Raw genomic sequence first — 17,350 nt, 5'->3', positions numbered from 1 at the left:
ACATTCCTGACGCGCGACCCACCGGTCCGTCCGGAGCGGTGGGCCCTCACTCATGCGTGGAGTGATCGTGGAACGTCGGAACTTCTTGCGCACCGCGGTGATCGGCAGCTCGGCGGCGGCCTTCGGCGGCACGCTGTGGCGGGGCGCCGCCTTCGCCGACCCGGCCCAGCCGGCCACCGGCCCGTACGGCGCACTCCAGTCGGCCAACAGCGACGGCATCCTGCTGCCGCGCGGCTTCACCAGCCGGGTCGTCGCCCGCTCCGGTCAGACCGTGCCCGGCACCTCCTACCGCTGGCACAGCGCCCCGGACGGCGGCGCGACCTACGCCGACGGCTCGGGCTGGATCTACGTCTCCAACGCCGAGGTCTCCCCGAGCAGCGGAGGCGGGGCCGGCGCGCTGAAGTTCAACGCCTCGGGCACGGTGACCTCCGCGTACCGCATCCTCGGCGACACCAACAACAACTGCGCGGGCGGCGCCACCCCGTGGAAGACCTGGCTGTCCTGCGAGGAGGTCACCCGGGGGTACGTGTACGAGACCGACCCGTGGGGCGTGAACGCGGCGGTGCGGCGACCGGCGATGGGCCGCTTCAAGCACGAGGCCGCCGCCGCCGACCCGGACCACGGGTACGTCTACCTCACCGAGGACGAGAGCGACGGCCGCTTCTACCGCTTCCGGCCCACGACCTGGGGCGACCTGTCGAAGGGCACGCTCCAGGTGCTGGTGGCGGGCTCCGCCACCTCCGGTCCGGTGACCTGGGCGAACGTGCCGGATCCGGCCGCCTCCTCCACCCAGACGCGGCACCAGGTGTCCGGGGCGAAGGTCTTCAACGGCGGCGAGGGCTGCTTCTACGCGGCCGGCACCTGCTGGTTCACCACCAAGGGCGACAACCGGGTGTGGGCCTACGACGCGAACACCTCGTCGATCTCGCTCGCCTACGACGACTCGCTGGTGACGGGCGGTTCGGCCCCACTGACCGGTGTGGACAACGTGACCCGCTCCGGTTCCGGCGACCTCTACATCGCGGAGGACGGCGGGAACATGGAGATCTGCCTGATCACGCCGGACGACACGGTCGCCCCGTTCCTGCGGATCTCCGGTCAGTCCGGGTCCGAGATCACCGGGCCCGCGTTCTCGCCGGACGGCAGCCGCCTCTACTTCTCCTCGCAGCGCGGGACGAGCGGCACCTCCTCCGGCGGCATCACGTACGAGGTGAAGGGGCCGTTCCGCAGCTGACGGCCGCGCCCCGCGTGCGCCGGTGGCCTTCCGCGGCCCCGGCGCACGCCCCGCGGTCGGGCACGTCCCGGGGTTCAGCACGCGCCGGTGCTCAGCCCTGGTCGCCCGCGGCGGCGGCCGGGTCCATCCAGATGACCTCCCAGTTGTGGTGGTCGGGATCCTGGAACGAGCGGCCGTACATGAAGCCCAGGTCCTGCGTCTCACCGGCCGGGAAGCCGCCGGCGGCCAGGGCGGCGTCCGCCAGGCGGTCGACCTCCTCACGGCTGTCGCAGCTCAGCGCGAGGATGACCTCGGTGGACTTCGACGCGTCCGTGACGTCCTTCTTGGTGAAGTCCTTGAAGCGCGGCTCGGTCATCAGCATGGCGAAGATGGTGTCGCTGATGACGAGACAGGCGGTCTTGTCGTCGCTGAACGCCGGGTTGAAGCCGTAGCCGAGCTTCTCGAAGAAGCCCTTGGTGGTCTCCAGGTCCTTCACCGGCAGGTTCACGAAGATCATCTGAGCCATGGTCGTTTCCTCTTCCTGGGTCCCGTGGCGCCCGCGGTGGTCCGTCCGGCGCTTTCGATGGGTAGACGGCGGAGCCGTGCCGAACTCATCGGCGTACGGACAGGAGATTCGCACGGCCCACTGACAACGGCCCGGCGACGATCGGCCGACCGGCCGCCCCGGCGCCGGCCCTCCGGCGTCCGCGCGGCGGGCTCCCCTGGGCCTTCGGACACGCCCTGGAGGGCCCTCAGGCGCCCTCGGGCAGGGCGTGCGGGGCGCCGCCGCGCAGCAGGGAGCCGCCGAGCGGTGTGAGCGTGTGGAGGACCGAGCTGCCGTGGCGCAGCGTCAGCACCAGGCCCGCCTCGCGGAGCACGGAGGCGTGCTGGCTGGCGGAGGCGAGCGACACCCCGGCCCGGCGGGCCAGCTCGCTGGTGGTGCAGCCGGTGCCTATGGAGGAGAGGACGGCCGACCGGGTGTGCCCGACGAGCCGGCCGAGCCAGGGGCCCGGCTCGGCGAAGACCGGGGCGCCGGGGTTGGCCACCGGGTAGACGAGCACCGGCGGGAGTGAGGGGTCGCGGTAGACCACCGGGGCGCCCCGGCAGAAGAAGGACGGCTGGAGCAGCAGCCCGCGCCCGTCCAGATGGAGATCGCGGTCGACCGGGTAGTCCGCCTCCAGCACGGGGGCGCGCCACCGGATCGTCGGCGGCAGGGTGGCCAGGAGCCCGTCCGTGCCGCCGTCCAGCACGGCCCGGCCGCGCACGGCGCGGTCCGCCTCGACGCTGGCCCGGATGTGCGGCCAGTAAGGCTCGACGGCGGCGCGGTGGTAGCTGCGGAGGGCGCCGATGAGCCGGGACAGCGGCTCGGCCCGGCCGTCCGTGAGCGCGGCGGGCAGCGCCGCGCCCGCCGCTCCCGTCCGGGCTCCGCGACGGCACTGACCGACCGGCCGGTCTGTCCCCTGCCGGAGGCGGCCGGCGGCCATCAGCTCCAGCTCGGCGTGGACGCGGTCGAGAGGGGTGTCGCGCAGCGCCTCCATTCCGGCGTCGAGCCCGAGGGGCTCCGCGCCTTCCTGGGAGGGCGTCAGGAAATCCGGGAAATACCCCCGGGGCGGAACGACCGCCGCCAGCAGTTGCGCTTCGCCATTCAACCGCGCCCGGGATTCCGAACGCCATTTTCCGAACACCGTCGAAGCGCGCCGGTCCCTGAGCCGGTGAAAACTGAGAACGGTTTCCCACAGCGCGTCCGGTCTCGTGGCCATCCGCACGCGCGAAAGGTCGAGCCTGGACACATGGATCCGCAGCACTTCTCCCCCACCTGTTGCATCCGCAATTACCCCTACCAAAGGGTATGCGGATCGTCACAGGAGGTCACCACGGGGTTTCGGCCAGAAGTGAAAGGTCTCGCCCCGTTCCGCTTCACCGATAAGGCTGTACGACGTCGGGTACGCATCCGACGCGCACCGGATGAGCGCATGAAGGCCGTGGGGGGCTTTGTGTGTTCGGCGGCGGTGGGCGGCGGTGCGGCTCCGTACCCGACGGGGGTAAGCCGGGTGCGGTTCATGGGTGGGGATCCGTGAACCGCACCCCGGTCTCCTTCCGGACACCCGAATTTCTTTGCGGATTAAACGACGCAACGGCGCAATGTGCTCTGCGCCACATTTCCCGCGCCCCATTCGATGCGCGCTCCTGTCGGATTCCCGCCGCCACCGACCGCCTCCGCGCACGACCCGGCCCGGCCGCCTGCGCGCAGGACCCGCCCCGGCCGCATCCCCTCCCCGCGAGCCCGGCCGCATCCCCGCACGCCCCGCCCCGACCACATCCCCGAGCCGCCAGCCCGGCCGCCTCCGCGCAGGACCCGCCCCGGCCGCATCCCCGCGCCGCGAGCCCGGCCGGCGGATGCCCCACGCGGCCGCGCCGGTCGGGCCCGCGCACGGCGAAGCGGCGGCACCCCCGCACAGGGTGCCGCCGCTTCTCGGTGCTCCGGGGCCGCGGTGGGGGCCGGTGCGCGCGGTGAGGGCCGGGCCCGGCTTTCCCGTCGCGCCCCCGGAGGGGCAGGCCGTCCATGCGGCCGTGGTCGATGGGCAGGGCTGTTCGTGCAGCCCTGCCCAGGAGATCCGGGGTGTTCGTGCACCCCGGACCGGTGAGTCCGGGTCAGCGGCTGTCGCTGCCCTTGGACTCGGCTGCGGCCCGGCCCGCCTCCAGGCGGGCTACCGGGATGCGGAACGGCGAGCAGGACACGTAGTCCAGGCCCACCTCGTGGAAGAAGTGCACCGACTCCGGGTCGCCGCCGTGCTCGCCGCAGACGCCGAGCTTGAGGTCGGGGCGGGTGGCCCGGCCGGCCTCGACGGCGCTGCGGACCAGCGAGCCGACGCCGTCCTTGTCGATCGTCTCGAACGGGGAGACCCCGAAGATGCCCTTCTCCAGGTACGCGGTGAAGAACGACGCCTCCACGTCGTCGCGGGAGAAGCCCCACACCGTCTGGGTCAGGTCGTTCGTGCCGAAGGAGAAGAACTGCGCGGCCTCGGCGATCTGGGCGGCCGTCAGCGCGGCGCGCGGCAGCTCGATCATGGTGCCGATGGTCAGCTTGAGGTCGGTGCCGGTGGCGGCCTGGACCTCCTCGATGACCCGGTCGGCCTCCTCGCGGACGATCTCCAGCTCCTGGACGGTGCCGACGAGCGGAATCATGATCTCCGCGCGCGGGTCGCCCTTGGCGTTCTTGCGGTGGGCGGCCGCCTCGGCGATCGCCCGTACCTGCATCGCGAACAGGCCGGGGATGACCAGGCCCAGGCGCACCCCGCGCAGGCCCAGCATCGGGTTCTGCTCGTGCAGCTTGTGCACGGCCTGGAGGAGGCGCAGGTCGTTCTCGTTGGCGTCCTTGCGGGACTCCGCGAGCGCGACGCGGACCGACAGCTCGGTGATGTCGGGCAGGAACTCGTGGAGCGGCGGGTCCAGCAGCCGGACGGTGACGGGCAGCCCGTCCATCGACTCGAACAGCTCGATGAAGTCGGCCTTCTGGAGCGGGAGCAGCGCGGCCAGCGCGCTCTCGCGCTCGTCGTCGGTGTCCGCGAGGATCAGCTTCTCGACCATCTCGCGGCGCTCGCCGAGGAACATGTGCTCGGTGCGGCAGAGGCCGATGCCCTGGGCGCCGAAGCGGCGGGCGCGCAGGGCGTCCTCGGCGTTGTCGGCGTTGGCCCGTACGCGCAGGCGGCGCACCCGGTCCGCGTACGCCATGATCCGGTGCACGGCGGCGACCAGTTCGTCGGCGTCGTCGGCCCCGGCGTGCATCCGGCCCTCGAAGTACTCGACGACCGGGGACGGTACGACGGGTACCTCGCCCCGGTAGACCTTGCCGGTGGAGCCGTCGATCGAGACGAGGTCGCCCTCCTCGATCACGGTGCCGCCGACCGTCATGCGGCGGCGCTTGGTGTCGACCTCCAGGTCCTCGGCGCCGCAGACACAGGTCTTGCCCATGCCGCGCGCCACGACCGCCGCGTGCGAGGTCTTGCCGCCGCGCGAGGTCAGGATGCCTTCGGCGGCGATCATGCCTTCGAGGTCGTCGGGGTTGGTCTCGCGGCGGATCAGGATGACCTTCTCGCCGGAGCGGGACCACTTGATCGCGGTGTACGAGTCGAAGACGGCCTTGCCGACCGCGGCGCCGGGCGAGGCGGCGATGCCCCGGCCGAGCAGCTCGGTCTTCGCGCCCTCGTCGAAGCGGGGGAACATCAGCTGGGCGAGCTGGGCGCCGTTGACGCGCTGGAGCGCCTCGGCCTCGTCGATCAGCCCCTGGTCCACGAGCTGGGTGGCGATCCGGAAGGCGGCGCCGGCGGTGCGCTTGCCGACCCGGGTCTGGAGCATCCAGAGCTGGCCGCGCTCGATGGTGAACTCGATGTCGCAGAGATCCTTGTAGTGGTTCTCCAGGGTCTCCATGATCTGCATGAGCTGGTCGTACGACTTCTTGTCGATCGACTCCAGGTCGGCGAGCGGCACCGTGTTGCGGATGCCGGCGACGACGTCCTCGCCCTGCGCGTTCTGGAGGTAGTCGCCGTAGACGCCCTGGTGGCCGCTGGCCGGGTCGCGGGTGAAGGCGACGCCGGTGCCGGAGTCGGGGCCCAGGTTGCCGAAGACCATCGAGCAGACGTTGACGGCCGTGCCGAGGTCGCCGGGGATGCGCTCCTGGCGGCGGTAGAGCTTGGCGCGGTCGGTGTTCCACGAGTCGAAGACCGCGTTTATGGCGAGGTCCATCTGCTCGCGGGCGTCCTGCGGGAACTCGCGCCCGGCCTCGGACTCGACGATCTTCTTGAACTGCTTGACCAGCTTCTTCAGGTCCGCCGCGGCGAGGTCGGTGTCGACCGTGACCTTCTTCGCGTGCTTGGCGGCCTCCAGTGCCTCCTCGAACAGCTCGCCGTCGACGCCGAGGACGGTCTTGCCGAACATCTGGATGAGCCGGCGGTAGGAGTCCCAGGCGAAGCGCTCGTCGCCCGACTGGGCGGCGAGGCCGGCCACCGAGGCGTCGGAGAGGCCGATGTTGAGGACGGTGTCCATCATGCCCGGCATGGAGAACTTGGCCCCGGAGCGTACGGAGACCAGCAGCGGGTCGTCGGCCTGGCCGAGCTGCTTGCCCATGCGCTCTTCCAGCGCCTTGAGGTGCGCACTCACCTCGTCGCGCAGCTCGGTCGGCGCGTCACCGCTGTCGAGGTAGACCTTGCACGCCTCGGTGGTGATGGTGAAGCCCGGAGGGACGGGCAACCCGAGGTTGGTCATCTCGGCGAGGTTGGCGCCCTTGCCGCCCAGAAGATCCTTCAGATCCTTGTTGCCCTCGGTGAAGTCGTAGACGAACTTCTGGGGATCTTTGTTTTCCGACACGGGTCTCGACTCCTCGAGGACGCGGTGGCTGCCCTGACGGCGAGGAACATACCCAGATCGAAGGCGTATGGGTACGTCCACCTGGTCGTCATACGGCCGCAACCACCCGTCCGCCAGCAGATCGAAAGGGCCGTCCGGCCGAAGCGCGAAGATCCTTGGCTTCACCTCCTGAAGGCGACATGGCCGAAACTTGACCCATTCCGCTCACCTGAGCGGATCGCAGAGCAGGTGAGTCCACTTCTCGAACGCACCAGGGTGGCACTGAGTGCCACGCCTTCCAGAAGTGCAGCCGCCTCCAATTCGCTCATCTGAGCGCAACCCCGATCAGGGGTGGCGTGAATCACGCTGGTTTCGGGCCGTGGATTTCAGGATCCGGACGTCTCGGGACGCCGGAGGCAGTCGCGGAGCACCCCGTGATCCACCTCTTCCAGGCTACGGGCGAAGGTCCTCCCCCGCGCGGGCTGCACCGGCAGCAGGGAGGGCACGACCAGCACCCCGCACCCCGCCGCGTGCGCGGAGGCGGTGCCGTCCGGGGAGTCCTCGACGGCCACACAGGCGGAGGCCGGAACGCCGAACCGGTCCGCCGCCGCCAGATACGGATCGGGGTGCGGCTTGGTCCGTACGGTGTCGTCGGCCGACAGCGTGAAGGCGAAGGGCACCCCGGCCAGCGCCCCCGCCACCACCGCGTCCACCACGGACCGGGGCGATGCGCTGACCAGCGCGAACGGCACACCGGCCTGCTCCAGCGCGGTCAGCAGGGCGGCGGCCCCGGGGCGCAGCGGCGCTCCCGCGTCGACCTTGCGGAAGAAGGAGCCGGTCAGCTCGTCCGCGATCCCGGGCAGCTCGGCCGCCGGGCGGCCCGTGACCCCGATCAGATGAGCGGCGGTGTCCGCGACGGCCCGGCCGACGACCTCGGGGGCGTCCGCGTCGCTCAGGCGGTGACCGAGTCCGGCGGCGACCTCGTCGGCCGTCTCCCACCAGAGGACCTCGGTGTCGACGAGGGTGCCGTCCATGTCGAACAGCACGGCCGCGGGCGTCGTCACGCGTCCACCGCCCCGGCCCGCGCCTGCGCCCGCGGTGCGGGCACCGGGGAGGCGGGCGTCGTGGGGACGACGAGGACCGGGCGCGGGCCGGGCGCGACCCGGGCCCTTACGCCGGGCAGCAGGGCTGCGGCGTCCCGGGAGGCCAGGTCGGCCTTGACCGCGGTGCCGTCCGGGAGGTCGAGCAGGACCCGGGTGACGGAGCCGAGGAAGGAGGCGGAGACGACGGTGGCCGTACCCTCCGGGTCGGCCTCGGCGCGGACGCCTTCGGGGCGCAGCAGGACGTCCACGGAACCGCGCCCGGCCGGGGCCTCGCCGTCGACCGGGAGGACCGCGCCCGCGACCTCGACCGATCCGGTGCCGGTCAGCCGGCCCGGCAGCCGGTTCATGGTCCCGACGAACTCCGCGACGAACGCGGTGGCGGGGCGTTCGTACAGCTCGGCCGGGGGTGCGCACTGCTCCAGGCGGCCCGCGTTGAGGACGGCGACCCGGTCGGCCATGGAGAGGGCCTCCTCCTGGTCGTGCGTGACGAAGATGGTGGTGATGCCCAGCGAGAGCTGGAGCCGGCGGATCTCCTCGCGGAGCGAGAGCCGGACCTTGGCATCGAGTGCCGAGAGCGGTTCGTCGAGCAGCAGGACCCGGGGGCGCAGGGCGAGCGCGCGGGCCAGGGCGACCCGCTGCTGCTGGCCGCCCGACATCTGGTGCGGGAACCGTGCGCCGTGGTCGGGCAGGCCGACCAGGTCGAGGAGTTCGGCGGCGGTGGCGTGCCGTTCGGCGGCGGGCCTCTTGCGCACGCGCAGGCCGAAGGCGACGTTGTCGCGGGCGTTCAGGTGCGGGAAGAGGCTGTAGGACTGGAAGACCATGCCGGCGTCGCGGCGGTTGGCGGGGATCCGGGTGATGTCCTCGCCGTCCACCAGGACCTCTCCGGAGTCGGGCTGCTCGAACCCGGCGAGCACCCGCAGCGCGGTGGTCTTGCCGCAGCCGGAGGGGCCGAGGAGGGCGAGGAGTTCGCCGGGCTCGGCGGTGAGGTCGAGTCCGTCGAGGGCCACGGTCGGGCCGAACGCGCGGCGCAGCGAGCGGAACTCCACCCGGGCGCCGGAGCCGGCGCGCGCGGCGGACCCGGCGGACGCGGGCCCGGCCGGTCCGGGGCGGGTGGCGGAGGGGGCGGGCAGGGCTGACATGGGTGGCTACTCCTTGCCGGGTACGGGGATGGGGGCGGCGGCCGGGTCGGGGGCGGAGGGGGACACGGCGGACCCGGCGGACCCGGCGGACCCCGCGGACCCGGCGGACCCTAGGGACGCGGCGGACCCGGTGGGCCCGGCGGCGGACGGGCCGGCGCCCGGGACCGCGGTGGACGGGCCGGTTCCGGCGCGGGAGAGAACGAGCAGCAGGGCCCAGGTGATCAGCAGGCTGAGCAGCGACACCGCGACGGACATGCGGGCCTCGGCCCCGGAGACGGAGACGATCCACACCGCGAAGGGGCGGAAGCCCAGCAGCGAGGCGACCGTGTACTCGCCGAGCACCAGCGCCAGCGTGAGGAAGGACGCCCCGGCGAGCGAGGAGCGCAGGTTGGGCAGGATGACGCGGAGGATCACGTACAGCCGCCCGGCACCGCAGTTGCGGGCCGCCTCCACCAGGGTGGGCACGTCGACCGCGCGCAGCCCGGCGTCCAGCGAGCGGTGCACGAAGGGCAGCGCCAGCACGGTGTAGGCGAGGACCAGCACCACCGGGAACGACTCGTTCTGCACGGCGAGGAAGGTCTGGTAGAGCGGGGTGCGGGAGAAGTGGTCGGGCCCCCAGCGCAGCACGGTGGCGATCCCGGTGACCAGGGCGATCGGCGGCACCACCAGCGGCAGCATGCAGACGATCTCGACGACGGCGCGCAGCCGGGGCGGCCCGAGGCGGACCGCGATCAGGGCGGGCACGACGAGCAGCAGGGCGAGCGCGATCGTGGCGGCGGCCAGCGAGAGCGAGAGGAACAGGCTCTCGGTGAACCCCTCCGCCGACAGGATCCCGCTGTACGCGGCGAAGGTGAGGCCCTGCCCCGGCACGTGGACGGTGAAGACGAACGAGGAGACCAGCGGGGTGAGGAAGTACAGCCCGGCGACGGTGAGCACGGCGCCGCGCCAGTAGCGGGGGCGGCGCCGGGCCGCCCCGGCCGGGGCGGGAACCGCGTCCGGGGAGGCCGGGGGCGTGGAGAGGGGGGTCAGCGCAGCCATCGGGAACTCCGTCGCTGGAGGGGCAGGTAGACGGCCATCACCAGTCCGGCGATCACGATCATGTCGAGGCTGAGCGCCAGGGCCACGTTCTCCTGGCCGACCAGGACGTTGCCGGAGAGCGCGTCGGCGATCTTCAGGGTGACCAGCGGGACGGAGCCGCCGACCAGGGCGGCTGCCGTGGCGTGCGCGGCGAAGGCGCTGCCGAAGAGGAGCACGAAGCCGCCGAGCAGCGAGGGCGCGAGGACCGGCAGGCCGACGTATCGCCAGAACTGCCAGGCGGTGGCCCCGGTGTTGAGGGCGGCCTCGCGCCACTGCGGGCGCAGCCCGTCCAGTGCGGGGACGACGACGAGGACCATGAGCGGGACCAGGAAGTAGAGGTAGATGACGGTGAGCCCGGTGAAGGAGTAGAGGTTCCAGCCGAGCGCGTCCAGGTGGCCGATCTCCGTGACCACCCCGGAGATGCCGAGGGTCGCGACGAAGGCGAAGGCGAGCGGGATGCCGCCGAAGTTGGCGAGCACCCCGGAGGCGGTGAGGACCGCTCCGCGCAGCGCGCCGCGCCGGGAGGTGACGACGGCCTGGGCGATCAGCACCCCGAGCACGGTGGCGAGCGCTGCGGTCAGCGCGGAGAGCTGGACACTGCCGGTGAGCGAGGTGAGGTAGGGCCCCTGGAGCGAGCGGGACAGGTGCTCGCCGGTGAACTCGGTGGTCCCGGCGACCGGGTCGGTGCGGGTGACCGCCCCGTACAGCAGGGCGCCGGCGGGCAGTCCGAAGCAGAGGCCGGTGAAGACGAGCAGCGGGAGCGCGCCGAGCCAGGGGCGGGCTGCCCGGGGCCCGCGCGGGCGGCCGGCCGCCCGGGGCGCGGCGGGCGTCCCGTTCGCGGTCGCGGAACCGGGTGCCTGCGGGCTCGCGGTCTCGGGTCCGGGGGTTTCCGGGCTCGTGCCCCCGGGGCCGGGGGCCGTGCGGCCGGCGGCGGGGGCCGCCCCGGGTCCCGGGGCGGCGGCGGGGTGGGCGGGAGTCATCAGGAGACGGCCTTGTCCCAGTTCTCGGCGAGGGTGGCGTTGGCCTTGTCCAGTTCCTCGGAGGAGGGGAAGGACGGGGTGCCCTCGACCTTCGGCAGCTTGGCGACGAAGGTCTTGTCGGCCGTGCCGTCCTCGGTCATGGCGGGCAGCAGCACGGGGCGGGCGTACCCCTTGAGCCAGAGGTTCTGGCCCTCGGCGCTGTAGAGGTACTCCATCCAGAGGCGGGCGGCGGCCGGGTGCGGGGCCTCCTTGTTGATGGCCTGGGAGTAGAACTGGGCGTAGACGCCGTCGGCCGGTACGGAGACCTTCCAGTCGACGCCCTTGCCCTTGAACTGGTCGGCGTACCCGGCGTTCAGGTAGTCCCAGTCGATGCTGATCGGCGTCTCGCCCTTCTCGACGGTGGCCGGGGTGGACTCGACGGGGATGAAGTTGCCGCTCTTCTTCAGCTTGCCGAAGAAGTCGATGCCGGGCTGGATGTCGCCGAACGAGCCCCTGTTGGCGAGCGAGGCCGCGTACACGCCGCCGAACGCCGAGCCGGACTTGGTCGGGTTGCCGTTGAGCGCGACCTTGCCCTTGTACTCGGGCTTCAGCAGGTCGGCGAAGGTCTCGGGGCAGGTCGTGACACGGGCGGCGTCGCAGCCGATGGAGACGTAGCCGCCGTAGTCGTTGTACCAGCGGCCGTCGGCGTCCTTCTGGGCGTCGGGGATCTTGTCCCAGGAGGCGACCTTGTACGGGGCGAAGAGGTTCTCGGCCGCGCCGCTGCGGGCGAAGGCGATGCCGAGGTCGAGGACGTCGGGGGCGCGCTTCTGGCCCTTGCGGGACTTGACGGCGGCTATCTCGTCGGAGCTGGAGGCGTCGGGCGTCTCGCTCTTGATCTTGATCTTGTACTTGGCCTCGAACGCCTTGATGATCTCGCCGTAGTTCGCCCAGTCCGGCGGGAGGGCGATCACGTTCAGCTCGCCCTCCTTCTCGGCCGCGGCGACCAGCTTGTCCAGGTCGCCGAAGTCGGCGAGCGAGGCGGCCTCGGCGGACGTGACCCCGTTGACCCCCGTCGCGGTCTTCTCCTCGGGCGCCGCGCCGCACGCGGTGAGCGCGGTGAGGGCGGCGGTGGAGAGGGCGAGAGCGGCGACGGCACGGCCGTTGGCGCGGGTGTGGAGGCGGGGTCGGACTCTGCGCACGGTAGGTCTCCCGGAGCGAGGTGAGGGCCACTTGTTCATACAAGCTGGCATCAGTTCGCCCGGCTCAGGTGTCGGCTCGGTTAACGCTCGATGTCCGGTCCCGCAAGAGCCGAGGAAGACGAAAGCCGGTCATGTCGGAGTTGTGATACCCGATCCGCTGGGCGATGAGCCGGTCCGCGAGGACGTTAGAGTGGGCCGGCGGACCGCCGCGCGGATGGCAACCTGTGCACAGTCCGGACCGATGAGAGCCGACCGACGGGGGATGCGTGGGCCGTTCGCGTTACGAGGAGATCGCAGAGGCGCTGCGCCAGGCGATCCGCAGCGGTGCCCATCCACTGGGCTCCCGGCTGCCGTCCGAGAGTGACCTGGCCGCCCGCTGGGGGGCCTCGCGCGGCACGGTGCGCCAGGCGGTGGCGCTCCTCGTGTCCGAGGGCCTGATCGGCTCCCGGCAGGGGGCCCGGCGGGTGGTGCTGCGCCAGGAACGGCGGCAGAGCTTCCAGCAGTTGAACAGCTTCGCCCAGTGGGCGCGGGCGATGGGGTGCGAGGTCTCCAGCCGCATCCTGGAGCGCACCGTGCGCCCGGCGACCGACGAGGAGGCGGCGCGGCTCGACGCGGAGCCCGGCGGCGAGGTGCTGTACGTGCTGCGGCTGCGCCACCTGGACGGCGAGCCGGTGATGGTGGAGCGGACCGTGTACGCGGAGTGGGTGGCCCCGGCGGTCCTCGCGCTGCCGGAGGACTGCGTCTCGATCATGGACAGCATCGCGGAGCGGGCGGACGTCGTCGCGCACTACGGGGAGCACCTGATCGACGCGGTGGCGGCGGGCAGCGAGGACGCCCGGCTGCTGCGGGTGCGCCGGGCCAGCCCGCTGCTGCGCCAGCGCCATCTGACGTACACGGCGGCGGGCCGGGCGATCGAGTGGACGGACGACCGCTACCGGGCGGGCAGCGTGGTCTTCAACGTGATGAACTCCGCGGCGGCGGCCCCGCTGGAACGCCACGCGGGCCCGGACGTCACGGGCTGAGACGGCGGGGGCGGCCGGTACCGCACGGGGCGGGACGCCACGGGGTACGGACGGGACGTTCGACCTCGGCCGCCGCCTCCGTACGCGCTCAGCCGCCGGAGGTGTCCAGCTCCGCGTCGGCGCTGACGCCCGCGCAGTCGTACGGGTCCTTGAGCCAGCCGTCCGGGAGGACCACCCGGTTGTTGCCGGAGGTCCGCCCGCGCGGCCCGTCCGCCCCGTCCGGCCAGGGCTGGTCGAGGTCCAGCTCGTGCAGCTGGGAGGCGAGCTCCTCCAGCGAGGAGGTGATCGCGAGCTTCTTGCGCATCTCGGAGCCGACCGCGAAGCCCTTGAGGTACCAGGCGACGTGCTTGCGGAAGTCGATCACGCCCCGCGCCTCGTCGCCGATCCACTCCCCCAGCAGCGTCGCGTGGCGCACCATGACGTCGGCGACCTCGCGCAGGGTGGGCGCGTGCCGGGTCGAACGGCCCTCCATCGCGCTGACCAGGTCGGCGAAGAGCCAGGGCCGCCCGAGACAGCCGCGCCCGACGACGACGCCGTCGCAGCCGGTCTCGCGCATCATCCGCAGGGCGTCGTCGGCGCACCAGATGTCGCCGTTGCCGAGCACCGGGATCTCCGGGACGTGCTCCTTGAGCCGGGCGACGGCGTCCCAGTCGGCGGTGCCGCCGTAGTGCTGGGCGGTGGTGCGTCCGTGCAGGGCGACGGCGGTGACGCCCTCCTCGACGGCGATGCGGCCCGCGTCGAGGAAGGTGAGGTGGTCGTCGTCGATGCCCTTGCGCATCTTGATGGTGACCGGGAGGTCCCCGGCGCCCGAGACGGCCTCCCGGAGGATGGCCCGCAGCAGGGGCCGCTTGTACGGGAGCGCGGAGCCGCCGCCCTTGCGGGTGACCTTGGGGACCGGGCAGCCGAAGTTGAGGTCGATGTGGTCGGCCAGGTCCTCCTCCACGATCATCCGGACGGCCTTGCCGACGGTGACCGGGTCCACTCCGTACAGCTGGATCGAGCGCGGCGTCTCGGTCGCGTCGAAGTGGATGAGCTGCATGGTCTTCTCGTTGCGCTCGACCAGCGCCCGCGTGGTGATCATCTCGCTGACGAACAGCCCCTTGCCCCCGGAGAACTCCCGGCACAGGGTCCGGAACGGGGCGTTGGTGATGCCGGCCATCGGGGCCAGCACGACCGGCGGCTGCACGGTGTGCGGGCCGATACGGAGCTGCGGGAGGGCGGGGGCGAGCGTGGTCATGACCCCATTGTCGCGTACGCCGGACGGGTGGCGGCCCGAACGGTCCCGAGCGGGCGGGGAGCCCCGGGCCGGTCCACGGTCGAGCCCCCCGGTCTCCACCGTGGCGGCCCCGTGGTCGACTGCGGGTGTACCCGTTCGGACCAGAGGCCGGGTGGCAGCCGGGTGGAAGCGGCGGCAGCACCGGGAAAGGTGAAGTACCGATGAAGCGCTCCGCGCGCAGGCAACCCACCGGCAGTCGGCGCGCGGGACCGCCGCCACCCGGCCGCCGGAGCCCGAACCTGTGGCATGCGCTGCGCCTGCGAAGCTCCCGAGGGCTCGTGCTCGGCGTGTTCATGTGCGTCGGCGGACTCGTCGGCGGGGCACGCGGTCTGCTGGACACGACAGAGATCCGGATGACGCTCGGACTCCTCGGCATCGGGGTTCTGGGACTCGGGCTCACCGTCTCGTGGATCGTGACGTACATCCGGGAGCACTGAGATCACCGTCCGGCCCGGCGAGGGGACAGGCCGGAGCGCCTCCCGGCATCGCGCACGGGCCGTCACGGAGCAGTCGCTGGAGAGGCTGTCCGCCCGAGCCCCGTGGCCGCACGCAGAACGGCATGGCGGAGCATGGCGGGACGGCCGGGCGGATACGGTCCCTTCCCCGGAGGCCGGGCCGTCCGTTCCCTGCGGATGTCGAGAAGCAGGGGCCCGCTCCGTCCCCGGAGCAGCGGTGGCCCGTGGTGGGCCGCGCGACCACGAAGGAGCATCCCGTGACCGTTCAGCGCATGGACAACGTCGCCATCGTCGTCGAGGACCTGGAGGCCGCCGTCGCCTTCTTCCTGGAGCTGGGGCTTGAGCTGGAGGGCGAGGCGGTGGTCGAGGGGGCGGTGCCGGACCGGATGACCGGTCTCGACGGCGTCCGCAGCGCGATCGCGATGCTGCGCACCCCGGACGGCCACGGGAAGCTGGAGCTGACGAAGTTCCTCGCCCCGGCCGCCGTCGCCGCCGCGCCGCAGGACCCGCCGCCCAACACGCTGGGCCTGCACCGGGTCATGTTCGCCGTCGACGACATCGACGACACGGTCGCCCGGCTGCGCCGCCACGGCGCCGAACTCCTGGGCGGGATCGCGGAGTACCAGGGCGTCTACCGGCTCTGCGATCTGCGCGGCCCCTCGGGAATCATCGTCGCGCTGGCCGAGCGGATCGGGTAGGGCGGAACGCCACGCCGGGGGGCGGGGACGGAGCCGAGAGGCGGGACGGAGCCGGGGGACGGGACGGAACCAGAAGGCGGGGACAGGCCAGGGGGCGGGACAGGCCTGAGCCCCACCGCGTCCGGATGGCGGTGGGGCTCAGGCCGGGGGCCGTACGCGCGACGGCGGCGGGTCCTCGGGTCACGTGTCGACGTGGCCCTCGGGTCACGTGTTGACGATGTAGCCGAGAACCATGCCGCCGACCAGGCAGACGGCGCTGACGACGATGGCGATCGTGGCGAGCCGCTCGTGGCGGACGGTCTTGGCGATGATGGCCATGACCAGGCCACCGAGGGCGAAGACGATCGGCAGGATGATCAGCCCGATCACGCCCAGGACCATGGCGATGATGCTGAAGACGTTGCCTCCGGCCCCACCCTTCGGCGCGTTGTGATGCTGCTGCCCGGTCGGCTGGTTGGTGTACTGCGTAGCCATCGTGTCGCTCCTTCAGGACGGTCGCTCCGGATCCGGTCTCGAAGCGGACCGGCCTGACGATCGAGTGCCCCGAACTCCCGGGCGCACACGGCCATTTGCTCCTGAAATAAGCGGAGGAACACCGTCCGCCCCGGCGACGGCACGCCCGCCCGCGTGCCGTCCGGTCCGGCCGCGTGGCCGCGCGCCCACCGCCACCGCGCGCGACTACGCGGCGTCCGACGCGAGCCTGTGCAGCTCCTCCAGCCGGTCCCGGGTCCGCGCGTCGACCGGCGGGTAGCTGACCAGGCGCGGACCGCTGGACGGGCCGAGCCAGAGGTTGACGTGCTCGACGTGGAGCAGTCCCACGTGGGCGTTGCGGATGTACTTGGTGCGGCCCCGCTGGTCGACCACCTCGTGGCGTTCCCACACCTCGCGGAACTCCGGCGACCGCTCCTCCAGCCGGTGCACCAGCGCCTTCCAGGCGGGCTCGGCGAGGTGTCCGGCCATCGAGGCGCGGAACTTGGCGGCCATCATCCGGGTCACCTCGGGCAGGTCCACGATCGAGGCCCGCCAGTCGGAGTGGGTGAACGCCAGCAGCAGGCAGTTGCGGTCCTCGGGCGCCACCGCGTCCAGGTCGCAGAGCAGCCGGGCGTAGGTGCGGTTGTACGCGAGGACGTCGTACCGGCTGTTCTGGACGCAGGCCGGAATCGGGTCCAGCTGCTCCAGCATGGTCCGCAGCGCCGGGGTGACGGCGGGGCACTCCGTGCCGGGGGCCGGGTCGGCGGCCCCGGCGAGCGCGAAGAGGTGGGCGCGTTCGCTCGGGTCGAGCAGCAGGGCGCGGGCGATGGCGTCCAGCACCTGGACGGAGACCTGGATGTCCCGGGCCTGTTCGAGCCAGGTGTACCAGGTGACCCCGACCGCCGAGAGCTGGGCGACCTCCTCCCGGCGCAGTCCCGGGGTGCGCCGGCGGCGGCCCCGGGCGAGGCCGACCTGCTCGGGGGTGATGCGTTCGCGGCGGCTGCGCAGGAAGGCGGCCAGCTCGTGCCGGCGGATGTCGGAGGCGGACTCCGCGCGTTCGGGCGCGAGCCGGGTGTCGGCTGCCATGGTCGTCATGCCTCCAGCGTGCGGGGTGGGCCGGCCGGTTGCCAGGTACCGCTTGTACCAGGATAAGGAGACTCTGGTACCAGGCTGGGATCGGCGGGAGAGTCGACGGCGTGAGTGAATCCTCCGTACACGATTCCGCCGTACCCGAAGCCTCCGTACCCGACTTCTCCGTCCGCCCGGCTCTCCGCTCCCTCCGTACGAGGCGGGCGCCGGCCCTCGCCCCCTCGGGTTCCGCCCGGGTCCCGGGCCCCGGGGCCGCCACCGCCGCGAGGCGGCCCGGCGCACCGCCCGGCCCCGTCCACCACGACC

The 17,350-nt window shown here is 72.6% G+C and carries 15 protein-coding genes; 4 read left to right on the top strand and 11 right to left on the bottom strand.

The annotated features are described in order from the left end of the window. Nucleotides 1–67 precede the first annotated feature (67 nt). A complete protein-coding gene (locus tag IF19_RS0132330) occupies nucleotides 68–1,234 on the top strand; it encodes an alkaline phosphatase PhoX (RefSeq protein ID WP_030117520.1) in 1,167 nt (388 codons plus the stop codon). A gap of 91 nt (nucleotides 1,235–1,325) precedes the next feature. Here the strand turns inward: IF19_RS0132330 and IF19_RS0132325 are convergent, their stop codons facing one another. The 8 genes from IF19_RS0132325 to IF19_RS0132290 all read right to left on the bottom strand — a co-directional run bounded on the left by IF19_RS0132325 (nucleotide 1,326) and on the right by IF19_RS0132290 (nucleotide 12,033). Next, nucleotides 1,326–1,739: a VOC family protein gene (locus IF19_RS0132325; protein ID WP_030117519.1), complete on the bottom strand. Its 414-nt coding sequence runs from the start codon at nucleotides 1,737–1,739 to the stop codon at nucleotides 1,326–1,328. Between the two features lie 226 nt (nucleotides 1,740–1,965). Next, a complete protein-coding gene (locus IF19_RS0132320; RefSeq protein WP_030277188.1) occupies nucleotides 1,966–3,018 on the bottom strand; it encodes an ArsR/SmtB family transcription factor in 1,053 nt (350 codons plus the stop codon). Between the two features lie 847 nt (nucleotides 3,019–3,865). Next, entirely contained in the window at nucleotides 3,866–6,577 is a 2,712-nt protein-coding gene (ppdK, locus tag IF19_RS0132315; RefSeq protein WP_030117516.1) for a pyruvate, phosphate dikinase, read from the bottom strand. Between the two features lie 365 nt (nucleotides 6,578–6,942). Then, entirely contained in the window at nucleotides 6,943–7,590 is a 648-nt protein-coding gene (locus IF19_RS0132310; protein ID WP_050490854.1) for an HAD family hydrolase, read from the bottom strand. 26 nt (nucleotides 7,591–7,616) lie between these two features. Continuing rightward, on the bottom strand, nucleotides 7,617–8,798 hold the full coding sequence (locus IF19_RS0132305; protein ID WP_030117514.1) for an ABC transporter ATP-binding protein: 1,182 nt from the start codon (nucleotides 8,796–8,798) through the stop codon (nucleotides 7,617–7,619). A gap of 6 nt (nucleotides 8,799–8,804) precedes the next feature. Then, entirely contained in the window at nucleotides 8,805–9,836 is a 1,032-nt protein-coding gene (locus tag IF19_RS0132300; RefSeq protein WP_030117513.1) for an ABC transporter permease, read from the bottom strand. After that, on the bottom strand, nucleotides 9,824–10,855 hold the full coding sequence (locus IF19_RS0132295; protein WP_030117512.1) for an ABC transporter permease: 1,032 nt from the start codon (nucleotides 10,853–10,855) through the stop codon (nucleotides 9,824–9,826). The genes IF19_RS0132300 and IF19_RS0132295 overlap by 13 nt, the downstream gene beginning before the upstream one ends. After that, nucleotides 10,855–12,033: an ABC transporter substrate-binding protein gene (locus tag IF19_RS0132290; RefSeq protein ID WP_030117511.1), complete on the bottom strand. Its 1,179-nt coding sequence runs from the start codon at nucleotides 12,031–12,033 to the stop codon at nucleotides 10,855–10,857. The genes IF19_RS0132295 and IF19_RS0132290 overlap by 1 nt, the downstream gene beginning before the upstream one ends. Before the next feature lie 266 nt (nucleotides 12,034–12,299). Here IF19_RS0132290 and IF19_RS0132285 point away from each other — a divergent pair, with 266 nt between their 5' ends. Further along, complete coding sequence (locus IF19_RS0132285) at nucleotides 12,300–13,055, top strand: GntR family transcriptional regulator (RefSeq protein WP_030117510.1); 756 nt, start codon at nucleotides 12,300–12,302, stop codon at nucleotides 13,053–13,055. Between the two features lie 88 nt (nucleotides 13,056–13,143). Here the strand turns inward: IF19_RS0132285 and dusB are convergent, their stop codons facing one another. Then, nucleotides 13,144–14,292 (bottom strand): tRNA dihydrouridine synthase DusB, encoded by a 1,149-nt coding sequence (dusB, locus tag IF19_RS0132280; protein ID WP_030117509.1) that lies wholly within the window; start codon nucleotides 14,290–14,292, stop codon nucleotides 13,144–13,146. Between the two features lie 200 nt (nucleotides 14,293–14,492). Between dusB and IF19_RS0132275 the strand changes: the two genes are divergently transcribed. After that, nucleotides 14,493–14,768, top strand: coding sequence for a hypothetical protein (locus tag IF19_RS0132275; protein ID WP_030117508.1), 276 nt, complete (start codon nucleotides 14,493–14,495; stop codon nucleotides 14,766–14,768). Nucleotides 14,769–15,058: 290 nt separating this feature from the next. After that, entirely contained in the window at nucleotides 15,059–15,484 is a 426-nt protein-coding gene (locus IF19_RS0132270; protein WP_030117507.1) for a VOC family protein, read from the top strand. A 204-nt stretch (nucleotides 15,485–15,688) separates the two neighbouring features. Here the strand turns inward: IF19_RS0132270 and IF19_RS0132265 are convergent, their stop codons facing one another. Both IF19_RS0132265 and IF19_RS0132260 read right to left on the bottom strand, forming a co-directional pair. Next, on the bottom strand, nucleotides 15,689–15,958 hold the full coding sequence (locus IF19_RS0132265) for a hypothetical protein (RefSeq protein ID WP_030193858.1): 270 nt from the start codon (nucleotides 15,956–15,958) through the stop codon (nucleotides 15,689–15,691). A 204-nt stretch (nucleotides 15,959–16,162) separates the two neighbouring features. Further along, complete coding sequence (locus tag IF19_RS0132260) at nucleotides 16,163–17,050, bottom strand: helix-turn-helix transcriptional regulator (RefSeq protein WP_030117506.1); 888 nt, start codon at nucleotides 17,048–17,050, stop codon at nucleotides 16,163–16,165. Between the last annotated feature and the right edge of the window lie 300 nt (nucleotides 17,051–17,350).

Source organism: Streptomyces californicus (assembly GCF_000717645.1).
Classification (GTDB): Bacteria; Actinomycetota; Actinomycetes; order Streptomycetales; family Streptomycetaceae; genus Streptomyces; species Streptomyces californicus.
The sequence above is the reverse complement of the archived record's forward strand: the minus strand, read 5'-3'. Positions and strand labels throughout refer to the sequence as shown.